The 21,170-nt window shown below is 37.4% G+C and carries 23 protein-coding genes; all 23 read right to left on the bottom strand.

What is annotated here, in order from left to right; translation table 11 throughout:
- Position 1: 1 nt before the first annotated feature.
- Positions 2-448 (bottom strand): stage V sporulation protein AC, encoded by a 447-nt coding sequence (gene spoVAC, locus EV203_RS01420; RefSeq protein WP_011025626.1) that lies wholly within the window; start codon positions 446-448, stop codon positions 2-4.
- Between the two features lie 47 nt (positions 449-495).
- A complete protein-coding gene (locus tag EV203_RS13510; protein WP_011025625.1) occupies positions 496-828 on the bottom strand; it encodes a dodecin family protein in 333 nt (110 codons plus the stop codon).
- A 78-nt stretch (positions 829-906) separates the two neighbouring features.
- Entirely contained in the window at positions 907-1,629 is a 723-nt protein-coding gene (gene sigF, locus EV203_RS01410) for an RNA polymerase sporulation sigma factor SigF (protein ID WP_011025624.1), read from the bottom strand.
- 12 nt (positions 1,630-1,641) lie between these two features.
- Complete coding sequence (gene spoIIAB, locus EV203_RS01405; RefSeq protein ID WP_011025623.1) at positions 1,642-2,073, bottom strand: anti-sigma F factor; 432 nt, start codon at positions 2,071-2,073, stop codon at positions 1,642-1,644.
- A 14-nt stretch (positions 2,074-2,087) separates the two neighbouring features.
- A complete protein-coding gene (gene spoIIAA / locus EV203_RS01400; protein WP_011025622.1) occupies positions 2,088-2,423 on the bottom strand; it encodes an anti-sigma F factor antagonist in 336 nt (111 codons plus the stop codon).
- Between the two features lie 104 nt (positions 2,424-2,527).
- On the bottom strand, positions 2,528-3,661 hold the full coding sequence (locus EV203_RS01395; protein WP_011025621.1) for a D-alanyl-D-alanine carboxypeptidase family protein: 1,134 nt from the start codon (positions 3,659-3,661) through the stop codon (positions 2,528-2,530).
- 63 nt (positions 3,662-3,724) lie between these two features.
- The gene (gene xerD, locus EV203_RS01390; protein ID WP_132038939.1) at positions 3,725-4,597 is read right to left on the bottom strand and encodes a site-specific tyrosine recombinase XerD; all 873 of its coding nucleotides are present in this window, start codon (positions 4,595-4,597) and stop codon (positions 3,725-3,727) included.
- 78 nt (positions 4,598-4,675) lie between these two features.
- Entirely contained in the window at positions 4,676-5,299 is a 624-nt protein-coding gene (gene spoIIM, locus EV203_RS01385) for a stage II sporulation protein M (RefSeq protein ID WP_132038938.1), read from the bottom strand.
- Between the two features lie 68 nt (positions 5,300-5,367).
- The gene (locus EV203_RS01380; RefSeq protein WP_043883969.1) at positions 5,368-6,540 is read right to left on the bottom strand and encodes an endonuclease Q family protein; all 1,173 of its coding nucleotides are present in this window, start codon (positions 6,538-6,540) and stop codon (positions 5,368-5,370) included.
- On the bottom strand, positions 6,540-7,082 hold the full coding sequence (locus tag EV203_RS01375) for an NUDIX hydrolase (RefSeq protein WP_009610239.1): 543 nt from the start codon (positions 7,080-7,082) through the stop codon (positions 6,540-6,542). The genes EV203_RS01380 and EV203_RS01375 overlap by 1 nt, the downstream gene beginning before the upstream one ends.
- Positions 7,083-7,243: 161 nt before the next feature.
- On the bottom strand, positions 7,244-8,317 hold the full coding sequence (locus EV203_RS01370) for a DUF3866 family protein (protein ID WP_009610271.1): 1,074 nt from the start codon (positions 8,315-8,317) through the stop codon (positions 7,244-7,246).
- Position 8,318: 1 nt separating this feature from the next.
- A complete protein-coding gene (locus EV203_RS01365; RefSeq protein ID WP_009610261.1) occupies positions 8,319-9,134 on the bottom strand; it encodes an MraY family glycosyltransferase in 816 nt (271 codons plus the stop codon).
- Entirely contained in the window at positions 9,131-9,817 is a 687-nt protein-coding gene (locus EV203_RS01360; RefSeq protein ID WP_009610247.1) for a glycosyltransferase family 2 protein, read from the bottom strand. Before EV203_RS01360 ends, EV203_RS01365 begins: the two co-directional genes overlap by 4 nt.
- A 9-nt stretch (positions 9,818-9,826) precedes the next feature.
- The gene (locus EV203_RS01355; RefSeq protein WP_009610276.1) at positions 9,827-10,735 is read right to left on the bottom strand and encodes a copper transporter; all 909 of its coding nucleotides are present in this window, start codon (positions 10,733-10,735) and stop codon (positions 9,827-9,829) included.
- 14 nt (positions 10,736-10,749) lie between these two features.
- Positions 10,750-11,871, bottom strand: coding sequence for a putative cytokinetic ring protein SteA (steA, locus tag EV203_RS01350; RefSeq protein ID WP_009610243.1), 1,122 nt, complete (start codon positions 11,869-11,871; stop codon positions 10,750-10,752).
- A 96-nt stretch (positions 11,872-11,967) separates the two neighbouring features.
- Complete coding sequence (gene spo0A / locus EV203_RS01345) at positions 11,968-12,750, bottom strand: sporulation transcription factor Spo0A (protein ID WP_009610257.1); 783 nt, start codon at positions 12,748-12,750, stop codon at positions 11,968-11,970.
- Positions 12,751-12,834: 84 nt separating this feature from the next.
- Positions 12,835-14,121: a SpoIVB peptidase gene (gene spoIVB / locus EV203_RS01340; RefSeq protein ID WP_132038937.1), complete on the bottom strand. Its 1,287-nt coding sequence runs from the start codon at positions 14,119-14,121 to the stop codon at positions 12,835-12,837.
- A gap of 119 nt (positions 14,122-14,240) precedes the next feature.
- A complete protein-coding gene (gene recN / locus EV203_RS01335) occupies positions 14,241-15,941 on the bottom strand; it encodes a DNA repair protein RecN (RefSeq protein ID WP_009610246.1) in 1,701 nt (566 codons plus the stop codon).
- 16 nt (positions 15,942-15,957) lie between these two features.
- Positions 15,958-16,413, bottom strand: a complete 456-nt coding sequence (locus tag EV203_RS01330) for an arginine repressor (protein WP_011025613.1) — start codon at positions 16,411-16,413, stop codon at positions 15,958-15,960.
- Positions 16,414-16,431: 18 nt separating this feature from the next.
- Entirely contained in the window at positions 16,432-17,283 is an 852-nt protein-coding gene (locus EV203_RS01325) for an NAD(+)/NADH kinase (RefSeq protein ID WP_009610251.1), read from the bottom strand.
- Between the two features lie 38 nt (positions 17,284-17,321).
- Positions 17,322-18,119, bottom strand: a complete 798-nt coding sequence (locus tag EV203_RS01320) for a TlyA family RNA methyltransferase (protein ID WP_009610256.1) — start codon at positions 18,117-18,119, stop codon at positions 17,322-17,324.
- On the bottom strand, positions 18,116-19,984 hold the full coding sequence (gene dxs / locus EV203_RS01315) for a 1-deoxy-D-xylulose-5-phosphate synthase (RefSeq protein WP_132038936.1): 1,869 nt from the start codon (positions 19,982-19,984) through the stop codon (positions 18,116-18,118). The genes EV203_RS01320 and dxs overlap by 4 nt, the downstream gene beginning before the upstream one ends.
- Positions 19,985-19,993: 9 nt before the next feature.
- Positions 19,994-20,581, bottom strand: a complete 588-nt coding sequence (locus EV203_RS01310; RefSeq protein ID WP_009610259.1) for a hypothetical protein — start codon at positions 20,579-20,581, stop codon at positions 19,994-19,996.
- Positions 20,582-21,170: the final 589 nt, after the last annotated feature.

The raw sequence follows: 21,170 nt of genomic DNA, 5'->3' as shown, positions 1-21,170 counted from the left end.
TTTACTTCAGGAAGTAGTATATTATTCCTATCAATATTGAAGTGCTAACGCCGTAAACTATAACAGGGCCTGCAATAGTAAACATTTTTGCAGCTGCGCCAAACACAAAGCCTTCTCTTTTAAATTCCATTGCAGGTGACACAATGGAGTTCGCAAAACCCGTTATTGGAACTATGCTGCCAGCTCCCGCAAATTTGCCAATATCATCGTATACTCCTATGCCAGTTAAAAAAGCCCCTATAAACACCATTGTTATTGCCACCAGTGTGTTGGCATCTTCCATAGAAAATCCCTTTGAAAGGTAAAAATTCAAGAAAAATTGGCCTATATCACTTATCAGCCCTCCTACAATAAAAGCCATAACCACATTTTTCAGGAGTGTGGGTTTTGGTTCATACTTTTGAGCTATGTTTTTGTATTCCTGCTCTTTTTTTACATCTCTTTCCATTTTTCTCCCCTTTCCATAAAAGAGCACCAAAAGCGGTGCTCTCAAAGTTAATCTAGTTGTCCATCTGCTCTGTAAGCTATCTGTATGTTGGCTTTATACTCCACTATCTTTCCATTTTTAACATTTGCCGTCTGATTTACGACTTCTATTCCTGAAATATTCGGAACGCTTTTAGCGGCTTCTTCAACAGCTTTGTGAATTGCATCTTCCCAGCTTACTGTGGAGTCTCCAACTACGTTTAAGACCTTCACCACAGCCATACTATCTCCTCCTTTATACACTAGATTGGCGCTGTCTGGTATTTTCTTACCAGACCTGTGCAGATAAAAAATAGCTACAATTATAAGTAGCACAGCGATTGCAATTAAAATTTTTTTCATCTCATTTCACCAGCCAGTATTAGTATGTGAAGAACAAGTTGAATTAATTCAAAAAAAGTGTAGCATTCATGCCAAATGCTACACTTTTTCTAATTCTTTCCTTATCTTTTCCAAAACTTTTTTCTCTATCCTTGAAACCTGCACCTGAGAAATTCCCAGGATGTTCGCTACCTCCGTCTGAGTCATGTCTTTAAAATACCTCAAAAATATCACTTGCTTCTCCCTAGGTTTTAGCTTGTCTATGATCATGTGAAGTGTAAGCTTTTCTTCTAAATCTACACTATCTTCTTTATCTCCCACCATTTCAATAAGCTGCCTGTCCTCTTCTTCATGGCTTATGCTGTCATAAAGAGATTCCGCTGTGGCAGCCGATTCAAAAGCCATAGCAATTTCTTCCGGGGTTACATTGAGCCTTTCTGCAATTTCGTTAATAGTAGGCTCTCTATTCAGCTCATTGCTCAACACTTCTTTCATGTAAAAGGCTTTAGAAGAAAGTTCTTTCAAAGACCTACTGACTTTTATCAATCCATCATCTCTTAAAAACCTCTTTATCTCCCCCATTATTATGGGAACAGCATATGTAGAAAACTTCACATTGTAAGATTCGTCAAACTTCTGCACAGCCTTTACAAATCCTATACACCCTATTTGATATAAATCTTCTAATTCATAGCCTCTGTTAGCAAATTTTTTTACAATGCTCCAGATAAGGCCGCTGTTTTCCAAAATCAATTTTTCAAGACTAGCTTTGTCATTATTTTTTGCAAGCTTTATAAGCTCAAGATTTTCCTCCTCCTTCATGGGATGGTCACCTCATCTATTTCGCCCTATGTATTTAGTCATTCTCACTAAAGTTCCTTTGCCTGGAGTAGACTCTACTTCTAGCTCATCCATAAAGGTCTGCATGACTGTAAATCCCATTCCAGCTCTTTCTTCCTCCAGACGAGTTGTAAAAAGAGGCTGCATGGCTTTTTCTACATCTTCAATTCCCTTTCCTTCATCTATGACCTCAATGGTGATTTTATTGTCCAAGATAAAGGCTCTTATAGTAATAATTCCTATTTTATTTTCATAAGCATGAATTATGCAATTGGTTACAGCTTCAGATACTGCCGTCTTTATATCTGCAATCTCTTCAATCGTCGGGTCCAACTGCGCGGCGAATGCAGCCACTACAGTCCTAGCAAAAGATTCATTTTGTGACTTGCTTAAAAATTTCAATTCCATCATGTTGTTGTATTCCATTCTTATTATCCCCCTTACATGTCCTTTATGGCTTCCTCAAGGCTATTATAACACTTAATTATTCTCAACAATCCAGAAACCTCAATTACTTTTTTTAAATGTTGATTTGCATTTACAATTGCCACTTTCCCACCATTATTTTTTACTTTTTTGTATCTTCCGATTATGACGCCAATTCCTGAGCTATCCATGAAAGTGAGGTTTTTTAGCTCAAAAATCATATTCTTACAGCTCTTCTTTTCATACTCTTCATCAATTGCCCTTTTTACTCTCTCCGCCTCATGGTGGTCCAATTCTCCTTCAATCTTTACAACTAAAGTGCTGTCTTTTTTAGAAAATTTTGCTCCCATTCATATCAACCTCCCTCTATTATATTCGATACAAATTTAAAAAATCCTCCTTTTTTAGAATAATTTTCTAAAAAATAAATGGACGGGATAAAAACCCGCCCGCCTTAACTCCCTTTCTTAATCCAGTAGTTTATCACCTTATTAAAATTCTCAAAGAAATTCGCCTTCTTCACATCAGTGGCAGGGTATATGTCAACTGTCTTTATCAGTTTTCCTTCCTGCAGGATTTTGAGCACTCCTAACGGATTATTTTTACTTACAGGAGCAGTGAGAAAATTCTTAAGCTCCACCTCTTTTTTAATATTTTTCCCTTCGCCTTTTTTCACAACTACATATTCATCTTTTAATGAAATTCCCTCTACCATCTCCTTATTCCCTTTTAAAACCTTTATCTTTCCTAGTACTTCCCCTTTTGAAGCTACTTTCACCGTTTCGAAATTTGCAAACCCGTAATCCAGCAATTTAGCCGTCTCGTTGAACCTAGTCTCCGAATCGGGAGCTCCAAATACCACAGCAATCAACCTGGTATCTCCTCTTTTTGCGGTTGCAGCCATGCAGTAAAGAGCCTCAGAGGTAGAACCTGTTTTTATTCCATCAACTCCTTTGTACCTCCAAAGCAGTTTATTTGTGTTTATAAGGCTGAATTTCCCATTCCTCAAGGAGTCAATTTTATTAGTCAAATACTTAAAAATTGACGGATGTTTTACAAGTTCTCTGGAAATCATTGCTATATCATACACCGTGGTTAAATGTCCTTCTTCAGGAAGACCTGTAGCGTTTTTAAAAGTGGTATTTTTGGCTCCCAGTTCCTTTGCTCTTTTGTTCATCATTTCCACAAAATTTTCCTCTGTACCGGCTATATATTCAGCCAAAGCTACAGATGCGTCATTTGCTGAGTTCATCGCAATAGCTTTCATCAAATCGTCTACAGTCATTTCTTCTCCTACCTCAAGGTATATTTGAGTACCCCCCATGTCAAAAGCGTGTTTGCTGGTGACCACTTTGTCTGTGACTTTGATCTTCCCTGAATCTATCGCCTCAATCGCAAGGAGCAAAGTCATTACTTTCGTCACACTAGCAGGAGGCAAAGGTTTGTGAATATCTTTTTCATATAGAATCTCTCCAGTTTCTGCTTCCATAAGTATTGCAGATTTTGCTTTTAAATTCATGACATCCGCATATGCCGTATTAAACAGCAAAAATGTGCTTATCAATAATGCTAAAAACTTTTTTGACATAAAAATTCACCCTCCTTCGTTGCTATTTTATATTGTGTACCGGAGGGTGAATTTTATGCCTTTTCAAGCTCTTGGATGAAATTTATTGTAAACTTCTTTCATTTTTGACCGCGAAACCAGAGAAAGTAAATTATTTCCAAAATTTACTTCATATCCCAGCATCTCTTGGACAGTCTTTAAATCCGCTCCATTTTGAAGCATGTGCTGGGCAAAAGATTTTCTCAAAATGTTTGGAGTTAAAGGCAAACCCGGACTTATTTTGTCAGCGTATTCTTTTATTATCTTCCAACATCCCTGCCTTGTAAGCCTTTTCCCTCTCAAATTGAGAAAAAGGGCTTTTTCTCCTTTTCTGGGTTTTCTTCCTTTTTCAATATATTCCTGAAGTGCAGCAACTGCGTAAGAACCTATAGGAATAACCCTTTCTTTTCCAGAGCGCACTACAATGTAGCCACTGGCCAAATTTACATCCTCTATCTTCAAAGATATCACTTCAGAGACTTTAAGGCCGGAAGCGTACATCAATTCTATCAACGCTTTATCTCTCAACCCTTTCTCATCTTTACCAAAATCAAAAGATAAAAGCATATCTACTTGTTCTACTGTCAAGGTAACAGGCTCCTTTTTTTCTACTTTGGGGGCATTTATACCATAAGAGGGGTCTTCCTCAATTTTTTTCTTAGCAAACAAATAGTGATAAAAAGCTTTTATTGAAGAAAGAGCTCTAGATATGGTAGCCTGGGATTTTCCCTGCTGTTTTAGAAAATAAAGGTAATTTACAATGGTGGACTTTTTAGCAGAACAAAAATTTATCCCATGTTCATTCAGGTAAGTTAAAAATTGTTCTACATCTCTGGAATAGGACTCTAATGTATTTTTAGATAGCCTTTTATTTTTCTTTAAAAACTCCAAAAACTCCCCAACCACGCTTTCAGCCATACCCTTTTACCCCTACAATTTTCTATATAAGTTCATTAATTATAAATATTCAACATAAATCGTCAATTTCCTTCTTTTCTACAGCGAAAAAATAGGAAGAAGTAATACATACGGGATAAGGTAAGACTCTATCAGGCATCCCAGCATTATAAACAGAAAGCCTGCATAAATTGCAAAAGTGTAGGAAATAAATTGGGAAGCTAATTCCTCAAAGTAAAATTTTTTATTTTTCAAAAGATATACAGAAAAATTGATTGCAGTAACTGAAGTAAACAAAATCCCTAAAAGTATAAAAATATTCTGAGGCAATACCCCCAAAAGCGTTAGAAGTACTCCCTTCATTTGCATTTCCTTAATCAGTACGCCTATTGAAAAGCCTAACGTAAAACCTCTCATGCCAACGATTAGAAATATAAAAGGAATGCCTATTATGGTGGCTCCCAAAATCCAGAGCAAAAAGACTGTCACAAAATTGTTTAAAAGAGATTGCTTAAAAATCTGCACGGGACTTAGTTCTATAGTCTTTGCAATTTGATAAAACTTGGAAATATATTCTCTTATCTGCTCCCTTTGAATGTCAGTTATATTGTTTACTGTAAAGGCCCCTGTAGTAGTGCCAATCATCAGAGCAGTTAACACCAGCACATATAGAAAAAAATTTCCTCTGATATGGGAATAAAATCCTGCCTTTACAAATTTCAAGAATATTGCCCCCTATTTTTTCTTTGCTAATTTAAATTTATGAATAAAAAGGGGACAATATTCCTCAACTATTCTAACAATACCTTCCCGTATATTCCGCCTCCACCCGAAGAAACAGTAAGTTCTCCATTTCTCGCCTTTAAAATATTGAGAGCGTTTTTCTCACCTACGACCTTCTCTAGATCTTCGTAAGAAGCCTCATGAAGAGCGTAAAGTTCACTTCCAAAGTGATGTACAAGCTTTTCTACTGTTCTTTTTCCTATATTAGGAATAAATTCCAAAGGAATCTGATAGATATAGGGGGGTCTAAAATCAGGATGTCTGGTATCATAGTCTTTTATTTCTTCTATTCTGTCTCTTACCCCCATCAATACTTTATCACTTCCACATCTGGGGCATCTTCTAACAGGGGGAGTTTCTTTCGCTATATAACCGCATTCAAGGCAGAAAGTCCTGTGGTACTTCCCCAATTTAGGGTCTAAGCCGTAATTTTTTACAACTTTTCTTCCCTTTTCTCTCTTTAGAGCCATTAAGATTTCTTCAAAATTTGCTTCTTCTACCTCAAAGACATTAAATTCCCTTCCAATTTTGTTTAAAGAATGGGCATCTGAATTAGAAAGAAAAATCTTTAATGATAGCTCTTCAATTTGGTCCGCCATATCCGAGTCAGCGCTCAGTCCCAATTCTACTGCCTCAATTTCCTTGTAGCGGTCTTTAAAGACCTTGTGCAATCTATCAGTACAGCTTCCGTAATAGCTTTTAAAAGGAGTAAAAACGTGAGCAGGAACAACTATACCGTTACAGCTTTTTATAACTTCTACTGCCTGTTCGCTGTTTAGGCTTACTCTTTGGGAACTCAATCTTATATTTTTCATGTACTTGCCTATTTTTTCAGAAAAAGAGGAAATGTCTTCTATGCTTTTAAAATATCCAATTAAATGGGGAGAGCCTTCTTCTTCTCCCCCAATTTCAATTTCACTTCCTAAAATCAGCGTAACTTTTCCCTTGTACTTAAGTCCTCCTCCTTCAATGCAAGATAGCACTCCTTCTTCGCAATGTCTTTTTATCTCGTGAATTACAGGTGGAGATGCACAATCTACTATACCGACAACGTTTATCCCCTTTAATAAGCTTCTTTCTAAAATGTTTAAAACAGTCAAATCCTTCGAAGCAGCGACTTTTACAGAAATACCCTTTTCAGTTCTACCTATGTGGATGTGCAAATCTCCATAAATCTTCATCATATTTTTTCATTCCTCATTTTCAAATAGTACAGAACGCCTATTATCGTTTTGGAATCTTTTATCTTATTTTCTAAAATCATCTTCCACAGTTCTTCCGGAAAATATTCGCCCACTTCTAAAAACTCATCTTCATCAGGATGTATCTTGCTTTTCTTTAAATCCTTTGCAAAATAAAGGTACATCTTTTCATTGGAAAAGCCAGGAGTAGTGTAAAAAGTAATCAAATGCTCTATGTGACCCGCTTCATACCCTGTCTCTTCTGAAAGCTCTCTTTTGGCACACTCCAAAGGGTCTTCTCCTTTTTCCAGCTTTCCTGCAGGTATCTCTAGCAAAACTTCTTCAGCCGGTTTTCTGTACTGTTTTACTAAAAGGATTTTCCCATCATTTGTGACTGCTACTATTGAGACACCGCCAGGGTGCTCTACTATTTCTCTCGTAGTTATTTTCCCATTTGGAAGCCTTACCTCATCAACTCTTAAGTTTATTATCTTCCCTTCAAATACCTTTCTAGTGCTTACTGTAGGCTCTTTTTGTTCCATTTTTACCTTCCTTTCTATGTATAATTTTTACTCCAAATACATACTATAGAAATGAGGTGAGAAAAATGATTGTGCTCTTATACACAGGGAAATTTTCAAATCTGCTTGTCTTTTTAAAAGAGCTAAGCATGAGATATTCCACTTTGAAAGACCTGACAAATTCAGTTAAGTAATTCACTAGCTACATAAATAGCAGCAGCACCGCAAGCATTAAAAAATTCTTTTTCCTCTTCATAACTTCTTCCCATTGTGGTTACATAAAATCCTGCTTCCTCTAAATACTTAGCTGTGTCGCAAGCGTTAATAAAGCGAATATCGAATCTAGAAAAGACAGTATTTGAATTTATCTGCCTCTTCACCAATTCTTCCTTCTCAGAGTCCATAGAAGGAAAAGTTATGACACAGGAAGAATAGCACAATTCCAGCACAGTAACAGTGTGGTGACTTATGCCCTGATGCCTCCCCCTTGCGTCTTTAAAACTTATCCTTGGAATTAGCACAGGCTTTCCTCCCATTTTGTTAACAGCATCTATTATGTGGGCTTGTTCCACACCTGAAAAGCCATATTTTGTACCTGTCCCCACAATGCCAGGCCCCATGGCAACTATGGCCACGTCTGAATTTAAAATTTCCTTTGAAGCTATTAAAGCCGTGTAGATGTTGACACATTCATAATCCCCGCCAAAGGCATGTCCAATGGTAATTGTGTTGTCAATTGCTCCTATCTTTTTTAGTTCGTAAATTGCGTTGCTGAAGTAAAGAGGAAGTGCACCTCCATCTGTCATTATGTAAGTAATTTTGACATCAGGAGCTAATTTTTTGAGGACCAAAGCAGCAGGAGCTACCATGCTGTGGAGCTCCCCCACTATGACAGGAAATCCTTCTAAATTTCTGAATTTATCAAATTCCTTATGATAGGGACTTTTTTCCTCTTCCATTGTCAAAAGGTTTATCTGAAAAGGGGTATACCTCAATTTCATTATGTGACCTTTTTTAATATTATCAAATTTTTCATACCTTAAGTTTGCGACAATAAAGTCATACCCACCTGTACCCAAATTGAGAAGGCGGGCAGTCTTATTCACATAGACAAAATCCCCTTCTTTTACCTCCCCTGTAAGCTCGTCGTAATTTATAGCTAAGGCTTTTTCATTTTTGGTACTTATTTCCACTACAGAAATCTTTTCTCTTTTTGATATCACTTTGCTGACTTTTCCAAGGTAGGTGCTTATCACATCACTCTTCCCCTTTTCTTCCTAGCATGTCTAGATAATTTAAAAATTTATTTTTCTCAATTATAGCAGTTAAAGAATACTTCTCAGTAAAAAGGTGAAATAAAATCAGTGCAAAAAGTAGTATCAGCTTTTCATAAAAGTTGAAAAGCAAAATGGCCGCTATCCCACTAGCCATTCCCAAAACGTTAGAACCTGTATCTCCCATCATAAGCTGTGCCTTTAAATCTTCCGGCAGATATACGAGTACAATCACAAAAAGGATAAACAAAAACTCTGGCTTTCCCCTGCCAATCAATAAAAATAGCAATGAAAGGAGTAAAAAGCCTTTGGCACATCTTCCTGGCCTTAAATCAAGAAGGTTTAAAAGGTTAGTAAAAAGTGCTATGATGAGAGAATCTATAGTGACCTCTATTAGACTTATCCCCGCTATTTCGTAACTTACAAAAGCAGCAATTAAAAGCCCTCCCAAAGCTTTTAGACTGCCAGTGGTAGGCTTACCTTTTATAAGCCTTAGGATGTGCCCTTTTAAGCCTTTTACTTTAGTATCTCCTATGAGGTCATCTGCAAATCCTACAAATGAAATGAGAGAAAGAGCTATTAAAATTACTTCCTGGTATTCTACGCTATGCCCCAACAAGTTTATCAAGAAAATAGAAGCAAAAAAGCTTGGAACAAACACTATGCCGCCACAAACTGGAATCAACTTTTTCTTGTAATTCTCCTTTAAACAATAAGGGTGGTAAAGCAGTTCTCTAAAAAACTTTTTTACAGCAAATGTCACAATGAGAGGTATTGATATTAAAACTATCCATTTCACTTCTTCCACCTGCTTTTGAAGAATTTATAGAGAAGCACTTTTAATATGTCCCAAAATTGCCTTCCTCTGTGCAAAAATCCCTTTAAATTCCTCCCTGTAAAAGAGTGAGTCATATTGACTTCTACTTCTTTTACGCGGTAACCCTTTTGCAAAATGTCTATTGTCATTCCCACTTCTATCCCAAAACCTTTATAAAAAGTATCCAAACTTTCTAAAACTTCTCTTTTAAAAGCCCTTTGCCCTGAAAGGACAGATTCAATTTCCTTCCCAGTAAAGTACTTTACTCCCTTTCTTGCCAGGCTTTTTACAAGCCCAAAGCCGCCTTTTACTGGAGTTTTAGGAAATTTTGCGATTACCACATCAGCTTCATCTAAAAATACAGGCTTTATCAGCTTTTCAACTTCTCTGGAGGTAAGACCCACATCGGCATCTAGGAAAACCACAATATCATTTTTTGCATATTTTAGCCCCTCTCTCAAAGCCGCGGCTTTCCCCATATTTTCCTTCATGTTCACCAATTTCGCTCCTGCCTTTTTTGCCCTTTCCGCAGTTTGGTCCGTGGACCCATCGTTTATTACAATTACTTCATCCACCTCTTTCACAACTTCTAACCCTTTTATTGTATCAATTATTTTATCCTGCTCATTGTAAGCTGGTATCAGAACGCTTACCTTTTTGTTCATCAATCATCCTCACCTTTTTTGAGTAATGTTAGAAGTATTCCCAAAAGAATCTGGCATCAAACTCATCGCTTCTTGTTTCACTCCATAATTCCCTTCTTTTCCTTCCATTACCATTATAAGGGATGTCTGACCTATTATGCTGTCCACATTGTCTATTGTGGAAATATGCTGCTTCTTATACGCTTCCATATAGGAGTATTTTGCATCACTTTGCTCAACTCCTACTATAGGGATGTTCAAAAGCTTAACTTCTTTGATAATCGGAACATCTATATAATTTACATTATTTTCCTTGTTATTGCTTCCCCCGGCTATAATGACAAAATCTACATTTCCGGGCATCCCTGTAAAATCTATATAACCGTTTGACTTCAAGTAGTTTATGAGGTCTACATCCTGCCCTGTGACAATCGCATGAGCCAGCTTCTGAGATACAAATTCGTTAAGATGTTTGGGGTCTATTGAAACACCGTACTTGTTTGAAAGAAAATTTATCAAATTCTGGACTTCCAATTCATCCCCCGCATCAAATCCCTCTTTTATTATCGTTATAGATTCAATAGTAGCTCCAGCCTTTAAAAGAGCATTTCTCATCCCAGAAAATATAAACTCATTAGTGGTCTCAATTATAGCCACCTTAACGCCAGTAAGCCTATTAGCGACAAGCTCCGGGAAAATTATCTGATGATATTGGTTGTAATAGTTTATCTCTTTGTTGAGCTCCTGTACTGTATTTTTTAAATTAGCATTTTCGGCTTGTAAATCTTTAAACTTTTGTTCCAGTTCGTTTATTATAGCAGTCTGCTGCTCAGAAAAAATTTTCTGCCCGTCCAACATAAAGCCAATGAAAATCCCTACCCCCAAAGCCACAAAAATAGAAGCAATTGTAAGGACGTAATACTTTATGTTTATATTCATACTAAATCATCTCCTTAAAAACCAATTAAAAGCCTAATCCTTAACTGCAGGAGTTTGAGAAGCTGTTGCATTGGAGGTGAAAAGTAAGCTAGCACTCCCAACGGAACTAGGGCTGCAATTATTATGCTGAATATATACGAAAGCTTAAAAGTTTCCCTGTAAAGCTTGTTTACTCCTTTTGCATCAATCAATTTCTCTCCAACTTTCAGGCGCACCAAAAATGTGCTGGCCATTCCTTTTCTTCCCTTTTCTAAAAAATCAATCATGCTAGAATGAGTTCCTACTGCTACAATGAGATCTGCTCCTTTTTCAAAAGCCAAAAGCATCGCTATGTCTTCACTGGTCCCTGGTGCTTTAAAAACTTCTGCACTAAGTCCTAGCTTCTGCACTCTCTCAAGCCCTGGCGCTGTGCCATCTGGATAAGCGTGGACTATAATTTCTTTGGCTTTTCTTAAAGCTTCATCGCTTACACTGTCCATGTCTCCTATCACTATGTCAGGAACTAACCCGAATTCTAAAAGAGCATCCGCGCCTCCGTCCACTCCTATCAGAATTGGTTTTACGTCAGTGATATACTGTTTTATAGTAAAAAGGTCTTCTTTATAGTCTTTTCCGCGCACCACTACAAGAGCATGTCTTCCTTTGAAGCGGACCTTTGTAGGAGGAAGTTCAACTCCCCCTAGAATGAAATACTTTTCCCTCTTAGCGTACTCTAATGTGTTCTCAATAAACTTGTCCAGCTCTTCTCCAATGTTTTCTCTGCTCTCCTGAAGTTTATATTCAACCACCTCTTTGGTGAGAAGTTTTCCCCTTTTTATTAAAACCCCATCTTTGTATATCTCGTTGTCTACTATAGTAATTTTATCATTTTCTTTGAGCAAGTCGAATATGTCTTTTCCTACATCATCAATTATTGGAATTCCAGCTTCACACAAAATAGAAGGTCCCATATTGGGATACCTTCCACTTATTGACTTATCTGCGTTTATGACAGCCAGCACTTTTTTCTCAACAAGAGATTCAGCTGCTACTTCGTCCAAATCCCTATGGTCGATTACGGCTATCTCACCAGGATTTAGCCTTTTGACAAGGTTTTTGGTCCTTTTATCCAATTTTACAAATCCTGTTATCTGCATAAATACTCACCTGCCGGAGTATAACTTCCCTGTCTATTATAACACAAAAAAAATTTACATAAAATAAACAAAAAATAAAAAGCAGGAAATAGAAAATTATCCTGCTTTCATTCCAAGCCTCAACTTATCAGCGATAAGAGCAATAAATTCAGAGTTGGTGGGTTTTCCTTTCTCATCGTTTATAGTATAGCCAAAAAGTTCATTTAAAACTTCTGTCCTTCCTCTGCTCCACGCTACTTCAATGGCGTGTCTTATAGCTCTCTCTACTCTGCTCGGCGTAGTATTGTACTTTTCAGCTATCTTGGGATACAGCATTTTTGTGACTGAATTCAAATACTCCATATTGCTTATCACAAGAGAAATCGCATCTCTTAAATACATATATCCCTTTATGTGGGCAGGTACTCCGACTTCGTGGATGATCTCCGTAATCATAGCCTCCAAATCGTAATCTTTCTTCGCTTTCACAACAGGGAAAACCGTCCTTGACACAATGTCCAAGTCGGGTTCCATCAGTTCTAAGATCCTCTTTGACAGCATTGCAAGGTCAAAAGGTTTGAGCACGTAGTAATCTGCTCCCAATGCTATGGCTCTTTGCGTAATTTTCTCCTGCCCTACTGCAGACAGAATGAGAATTTTGGGCTTCTTAAGCTGCTCTTCATTTATTTTTTCCAGCACACCTATGCCATCTAGATATGGCATTATAATGTCTAAAATCAAAAGGTCTGGCGATTGATTTTTTATAATCTCAATAGCTTGGTTGCCGTCATTGGCAACCCCTACCACTTCAATGTTCTGCTGAGCAGACAAATACTCAGCCAAAATGTTAGCAAATTCTTTGTTGTCGTCTGCAATGGCTATTCTAATCTTCTTAATCAATTACTCTTACCTCCCGTTGCTAATATTAGTATATAATATTTATTCTACATAATAGTTGAATTTCCTCCTTTTTGGTAAAAATTTTTATTCATTTATAAAAACCTGCTTATCGTTGAGCAAGTTATTCACTTCATTTATCATCCATTCTGCGTAAACAGCATAGCCTTTTGAAGGGTCATTGACAAACACGTGAGTTATAGCTCCTACAAGTTTTCCATTTTGAATTATGGGGCTTCCGCTCATACCCTGTATTATTCCTCCAGTCTTGGCCAAGAGGTTCTTATCTACAATCCTTACTATCATGCCTTTTGGAGTAGGTGACTCTTGATACACCTTTTTCACAATTTCTACGTCAAACTCCTGTACTCCTTTATTATCAATGGTAGCAAGTATTTTAGCAGGTCCTTCTTTTATCTGTCCTTGATAAGCGACAGGAATCTCTCCATAGAATTCATTCTTAAAGTCCTTGTACATGTAGCCATATATGCCAAACTGAGTATTTTTTAAAATATTTCCTATCGCATCTATCTCTTCAAAAAACACCCCCTTCAATTCTCCTGGCTTGCTTCTGCGACCTTGGTCAATAGATGTAATGCGAGTATTCATTATTTCTCCGTTTTCCACTGACAACATGTGTCCCGTATCAATGTCAGTTATAGCATGCCCTAATGCAGCGTACACCTTTTGCGAAGGATAATAAAACGTCAAAGTGCCAATCCCCGCAGTATGGTCCCTCACCCACAATCCAATTCTATACTGCTTATCTTCTTTAGATTTTACAGGATGAATGACAGTGTAAAGTATGGCATTTTTCCTGTTAATTTTGAGCTTCAAAGCCTTGCCTTGAAGTTTATTAGCAATATTTGTAATATCTTCCGCCTGCTTTATCTCGACTCCGTTTACTTCTAAAATTATGTCTCCAATCTGAATTTTACCTTCTTTATACGGGCTGTAAATTTTCCCATCTTCTCCCATTATGTCCGAATAACCTACCACTAGGGCTCCTTTTGTATTAAGTTTCACTCCTATTGCTTGCCCTCCAGGTACGACTTTTATCGTAGGCACTACATCAACATTTATGTGTTTTAAAGGTAAAAATCCAAATAATTTTACATCTAAATTTGCTTTTCCAGTGTTTACTGCTTCAATGGTTATCTTATCTTTTCCATTTATTCTCAAAAGCCCTTCTTTGTCAATTTCAAACGTAATTTTAAAAGGAAATTTAAAATTGTAACTTAGCTTATCACCCTGAAAAATTTTGAAATTAGAGGGTGTTTTTGCTAGCTCCTGAATAGGTGTAAAGTAGTTTGCAAATACTAAAAAAAAGCTCAATAGGGCAAATAAAACCAGCTTTATTAATTTCCTATTCATCATCTCACTTCCTTTTTCAAAACTTCAGCTGAATCTACATTTAAATTAACCCTTTTGAAGTGCTTATATACTGTAAATAAATTATCCCGATAGCAAAAGGAAGCGAGATGAGGATGAAGTTAAAGGGAATTTTTAAATTTTGAAGCCATTTCTAAAAGTTCTTTCGCGTGCTCAAGAATTGTAGAAGTTATTTTCTCTCCTCCCATAATTCGCGCCAACTCTTTTATTCTGCCTTCATAGTCAAGCTCTGTAAGTTTAATATAAGTTCTGTCGCCTTTGGAAATTTTTGAAATAAAATAATGGGCATCTGCCATACAGGCTATCTGAGGAAGATGGGTTACACAAATTAGCTGATGCCTTCTAGAAAGATAAGCCATCTTTTCTGCCACAAGCTGTGCTGTCTTGCCACTTATTCCCGTATCTACCTCGTCAAAGATTAGTGTAGGAATTCCATCAGAAGAAGCCAAAATTGTCTTTAAAGCAAGCATAATTCTAGATAGTTCTCCACCTGATGCAATTTTAGAAAGCGGTTTTAAAGGTTCTCCAATATTAGTAGAAATCAAAAATTCCACTCTATCAAATCCATTTTCATTTGGACTCTCTTCTTTTGTTATATCCACTTTAAAAGAGGCGTTGGGCATGTTGAGCTCTTTCAAAACTTTATTTATCTCTTCCTCGATATGGGAAGCTAAAGTTTTTCTCTTTTCATGAATTTTACTGCCCATTTTATTAATCTCTTCCCATAACTTAGCTTCTTTTTCTTCTAATTCTTTCTGTCTTTCTTCAAAATGAAGGATTTTGTCCAGTTCTTTTTCTTTCTCTTCTTTAAAAGATAAAATATGAGAAATTGTAGGTCCGTATTTTCTCTTTAAAAAGTTTATATGATTAAGCCTTTCTTCTATCTCTTCTAAAGCCTTTTGATTAAAGTCAATAGCGCCCAAATAGTCTCTTAACTGAAGTGCAGCATCCTCTGTTTCATATAAAATATTTTCCAGTTTTTCTTTTAATCCTTTAAGTTTCCCATCTATAGAAAAGGCTGTCTCTAAATTTTTAACCACTTTGTGGAGATTATCGAGTACAGAAAACCCTCCATTTCCCTCATACAGTATCTTATAGGATGAATTTACAGCATTGAATAATTTTTCATAATTCATTAAAATATTTCTTCTCTCTATAAGTTGTTGCTCTTCCTCTTCACTCAAGTTAGCGCTTTCTATTTCCTGAATCTGATACCTTAATAAATCGATCATCTGTTCCTTTTCTCTTTCATCTTTAAAAAGGCTTGTCTTTTCCTTCACAACAGATCTGTATTCCTCTAGCAGTTGTTTAAATCTTTCTTTTAATGCTTTAAACTCCTCATCGCCAAAATTATCTAGGATAAATAGGTGCTGAGAGGAATCTAGAAGAAACTGATGCTCATGCTGCCCTAAGATGTCTACAAGTAAAGCCCCGATTTTGTCCAAAAAAGAAAGAGGTACTATTTTTCCGTTTACCCTCGAATAACTCCTGCCACTTTTAGTTATTTCCCTGCTTATTATAAGGGTATCGTCCTCTTCCTGCGAAACTCCTGCTTCTTCTAATAACTCTGCAATTTTGTCTTTGTTAGAATCTACTAGAAACACTCCTTCAACTAAAGCCCTTTCTTCTCCAGAACGTATTATATCTTTATTAGCTCGAGCACCAATCAATAAAAGTACAGAGTCAATCACTATAGACTTACCTGCACCAGTTTCACCAGTAAGAACATTAAACCCCTCTTTAAATTCCACTTCCAGCTTGTCTATTATAGCCACGTTTTGTATGCTTAAGTTTAAAAGCATGGCAAAACCTCCAGAACTACTTCATGAGTTTTCTGAACTTCTCCACCAGTTCTTGAATATCCTCTTGGTTCCTCACAAGGACAAAAATAGTATTATCTCCAGCTATAGTACCTACAATATTTTTCCAATTAAGAGTATCAATTGCTTCGGCTGCTGCTGAAGCACTGCCTGATAACGTTTTTATGACTATGATGTTTCCAGCATAGTCCACATTGACTATGGACTCAGAAAGTAAAGTCATAAGTCTTTCACTTATATTAGTATCTACTTTTGTCATTGGCGCATATTTGTATCTTTTTCCATCTTCTGTAAGAACTTTTATGAGGCGAAGCTCTTTAATATCTCTAGACACCGTGGCCTGTGTGACATCTATTCCTCTCTTCTGAAGTTCTGCTGCCAGCTCTTCCTGCGTCTCTATTTCTTTTTCAGAAATTATCTCTAAAATCTTGGCATGCCTTGCCAACTTCATCATTCTTCCTTTCACCTCTTTTCACCTTTCTGTAAGCTTATCTCTTAGCAAATCAAAGAAATTGCTGTTTTTCACTTTGATGAGATTAGTGTATTCATTGCTTTTCTTTATGTATATTACATCTCTATAATCTATCTTGTAGCCTTGCTGTCCATCAGTAGTTATCATTAAATCCTGGTTTTCTTCAGCTATCTCAAGGCGTATCACATCATCAGGAGAGACAACTATAGACCTGGAGTACAAAGTGTGTGGACAAATTGGCGTTATGATGATGACTTCCACTGTGGGATATACGATTGGCCCTCCAGCAGAAAGAGAATAGGCTGTAGAGCCAGTAGGTGTTGCTACAATAACCCCATCTGCTAAGTAAGTGTCTACGTAGTTATCATTTACATAAGCTTTAATGCGGGCCATTCTTGAAAAAGCTCCTCTTGTTATAACTATGTCATTCAAAGCCCTGAAATTTATAACTTCCATGTCATTTTTAACCACATTAGCTTCTAACATCATTCTCTTTTCTATTGCGTACTCCCCTTTGTATATTTTCTCTAGTGAAGGGAAAAGTTCAGATGCATCTATTTCTGTCAAAAAGCCTAAATGTCCCAAATTCACTGCTAGAATTGGGGTGCCAAAAGGAGCACAAAGGCGCGCTACATTAAGTATCGTTCCATCTCCTCCTAAAGCGATGAGAAAGTCAGATTTGCTGTATATTTCATTTGCTTTTTTGCCGTGTTTTTCATAGCCGATTCTGGCTGCCACTATCTCATTTAAATAGGGTTCAGAACCATGATCTAAAAGCCAATTTACTACAGATTTTGTAACCTCTAAGTCCTTGTCTTTATTTATATTTGGAATTACCCCGACTTTTTTCATTATTATATCACCACATTTATCATTATTCTACACAAAATTCATTTTTCCTGCCACAAATTTTTAAAGGCTTCTTCAACTATTTTTTCAACTTCTATTTCCTTTTCATCGCATTTTCCCTTTTTTCCGTAGATCAAGTACTCAATATTTCCCTCTGCTCCTTTTATAGGCGAATAAGTAATTCCGCATACTCCGTAGTTTATATTTTTAAACAATTTTATAATCTTTTCAAGCACTTCTTTGTGCACATCTTTATCCCTTACAATCCCCTTTTTCCCTACTTTTTCCCTTCCGGCCTCAAACTGGGGCTTTATCAAAGCCACTATTTCTCCTTCGCTTTTTAAGAATTTATCAGCAGCAGGCACTACAATCTCAAGTGAAATAAAGGAAACGTCTATAGTTATTATATCCACCATCTCGGGAAGTGCATTTAAAAATCTTATGTTAGTTTTTTCCATTACGACAACTCTCGGATCATTTCTTAAACTCCAGTGAAGCTGTCCGTAACCGACATCAACAGCGTACACCTTCTGTGCCCCGTGCTTTAAAAGGCAGTCAGTAAAACCACCAGTAGAAGCGCCTACATCTAAGGCAATTTTACCCCTGACATCAATGCCAAAGAGTTGAAGAGCTTTTTCTAGTTTAAGTCCTCCTCTGCTGACATAAGGAAGAGAATTACCTTTTACTTCAATTTTTGAATCTTCTTTTACCATTTCTCCAGCTTTTTCGGCTCTTTTGCCGTCTACGTACACTTCTCCTGCCATTATAGCTGCTTTTGCCTTTTCTCTTGAAGAGAAAAAGCCCCTTTTTACGAGAAGTACATCTATTCTCTCCTTCATGATCCCCTCATTTCCTTGTACCTTTGTAAAATAGTATCGGCTATTGACTGAGAATCTAAACCGTACTTTTTAAACAAGCTTTCTACATCTCCATGTTCTATGAATTTATCAGGAAATCCTAAGCGTAGCACAGGCCTATAGACTTTCTTATCGTTCAAAAGCTCCAATATAGCGCTGCCTACTCCTCCCGCTATAACGTTGTCCTCCACAGTCACGACGAGGTCTACTTTATTAGAAATTTCTAAAATGAGTTCTTCATCAAGAGGCTTAACAAATCTCAAATTTACGACAAAAGGATTGATACCATGGCCTTTTAAAATTTCCGCCGCATCAATTGATTTTGACACCATTCTGCCCAGAGCAAATACGGCTATTTTTTCTCCTTCAAGAAGCACTTCTCCTTTGCCAAATGGAAAACTTGGCTTTCTTGAAATATCATACTCACCCGCTTTACCTCTTGGATACCTTATGGCTACAGGAAAATCTAAATTTCTCGATAACTTTACCATTTCAACCAATTCATTGGCATCTTTTGGTGACATTATAGCGATATTTGGAATTGCCCTTAAGAAAGATATATCAAACACCCCTTGATGGGTTTCTCCGTCTTCCCCGACAATCCCTGCTCTGTCAACAGCAAAAACTACTGGAAGTTTTTGTATACACACATCGTGAATCACCTGGTCGTAAGCTCTTTGCAAAAAAGTGGAATATACAGCAAAATAAGGCTTGTATCCTTCAACAGCAAGCCCTGCAGCAAAAGTAGTAGCGTGTTGTTCGGCTATTCCCACGTCGAAGAATCTATCCGGTATTAACTTCGCAAAATGAATAAGCCCAGTGCCTTCTGGCATGGCTGCTGTTATCGCAACAATCTTTTCGTCTTTTAGCGCCATTTCAGCAAGGGTTTTGCCAAAAACGTCAGAATAGCTGTCTTTTCCTTCTCCTACAAATTTACCTGTTTCTATGTCAAAAGGAGCTGCAGAGTGGAATTTATCTGGCCTTTTTTCCGCAAACATATATCCTTTCCCTTTTTTTGTAACAACATGTATAAGCAAAGGCCCCTTCATTTTTTTAGACCTTTCTAAAACTTCAATGAGTTCTTCCACATTATGACCGTCAATAGGTCCTAAATAAGTAAAACCCAGCTCTTCAAAAAACATCCCTGGAACTACCAATTGCTTTATAGAATCTTTGATTTTTTCAATATACTTGTGAAGGCTTTTGCCTATTGGAGGTATGATATTTAACAGATTGTCAATCTCCTGCTTCACCTTATTGTAAGTGGGGTCAGTTCTTAATTTGCTCAAATAAAGAGAAAGGCTTCCTACATTTTCAGAAATAGACATCTCATTATGATTTAAAATTACAATGACATCCTTCCGAGACCTTCCAATGTTGTTCAAAGCTTCCAGAGCCATACCGCCTGTCAAGGCCCCGTCACCAATCACTGCTATAACATGATATTTTTCTCCCTTTAAATCCCTAGCAGTTGCAATTCCCAATGCTGCCGACAGTGAGGTGCTGCTGTGGCCTGCTCCAAATATATCGTGAATGCTCTCTGTCCTCTTAGTATAACCAGAAAGCCCATTAAACTGCCTTAAAGTATCAAATTTGTCCCTTCTCCCTGTAATCATTTTATGTACATAACACTGATGACCGACATCCCAAATTATTTTGTCAACAGGAGAATTAAAAACGTAGTGAAGTGCAAGAGTGAGTTCGACAATCCCTAGGTTCGAAGCTAAGTGTCCTCCAGTCTTTGAAACTTTTTCAACTATAAACTGCCTTATCTCTTCAGAAAGTCTTGGAAGGTCTTTTATGTCAAGTTTTTTTAAATCGTAAGGGCTATTAATCTGTTCAAGCATACAAAACCCTCACTTTCTTTTTTTCCTTCTATTATTTTTATAATTCGGCAAAACCTTTATACCCGTGTTTTTTTCTATCCAAGCAAAAATTACTGCAACTGTATAAACAATAGACTGGCTTTTATTTATACCTATATTTTTACCAATTGCTTTTCCTCCGATCGTAATGGCAGATAACAAACCTCCCAAAATCGCAGTATAAATAGAACTTTTGGGCCCCTCAAAAGCTAATTTTGCAATTATTGCCATCAGAGCAGCACCAGAAACAATTCCAGCAATATCTCCTACTACGTCATTACAAAAATTAGCCACAATATCAGCATTTCTAAGAAGTTTTATGGCTTCCTTTGCTCCAAATACTTTTTTAGCCGCCATTGCATGAAAAGGTTCTTCTCTGCCTGAAATTACTGCTGTACCTATTATATCAAAAATTATACCAATTAACACTATAAAACCAAGAATACAAAAGGCTACAAGGAGATTGCTCTCTTTTAATGCAACATCAGAAAAAAAATTTAATATAGTGGCAAGAAAAAAGGTTATAATAGTTATATGTAAAATCCACTTATAATTCGTATTTATGTTTTTATTTTTCATAATAAAAAAAGACCTCCTAGAAAAAGGCGAAGTGGTAGCATATTGGGTAAACCTTGCGGCTTAGGTCCAGTAGGATTTCCCAAGCAGGCACTGAACGTCGCCGTTCAGCGGTTCCCCTTTAAGCCCGCTTCTGCCTTGTCGCCATAGGCAGGACTGGACTGCCACTTAGACCGCACTGTAATCCCCAATATGCCGCCCTTTCGGGCACAGCCTAGGAGCTTTCCTCACCAGAGGGCCCAATCCCTAGCCTCTTTTGCAACCCGGGTTTCATCAGCCAATGGCTGATTTCCCCCCGGATCACTCAAGGCGGGCTACACTGTCCGCAGCTTGCTGGCCACGAGACAGGTTCTGCCTACCCCATAGCTCTCGAAGAGAGCCACAGCAGTAGGTCTCCGCGGAGGAAGGGTCAACGCCCACATGCCCTTGTGGATCGCCCCCCCTCCTTAACTCCCAGCACCAGCCCCCAACTGGGCGTCAGAAGCCAGCACCAGGAACTTCATCGATGTGCCCTTGACGGGTTTTTAGGCCCGTCTTCAGGATTGGCACCTCTGACTAGGATACTGCACCACTTCGCCTATCTTTTCAAGGT

Source organism: Caldanaerobacter subterraneus (genome assembly GCF_004345675.1).
Lineage (GTDB): Bacteria > Bacillota > Thermoanaerobacteria > Thermoanaerobacterales > Thermoanaerobacteraceae > Thermoanaerobacter > Thermoanaerobacter subterraneus.
Note: the sequence above shows the minus strand (reverse complement) of the source record. Positions and strands in the feature narration are given on the sequence as shown.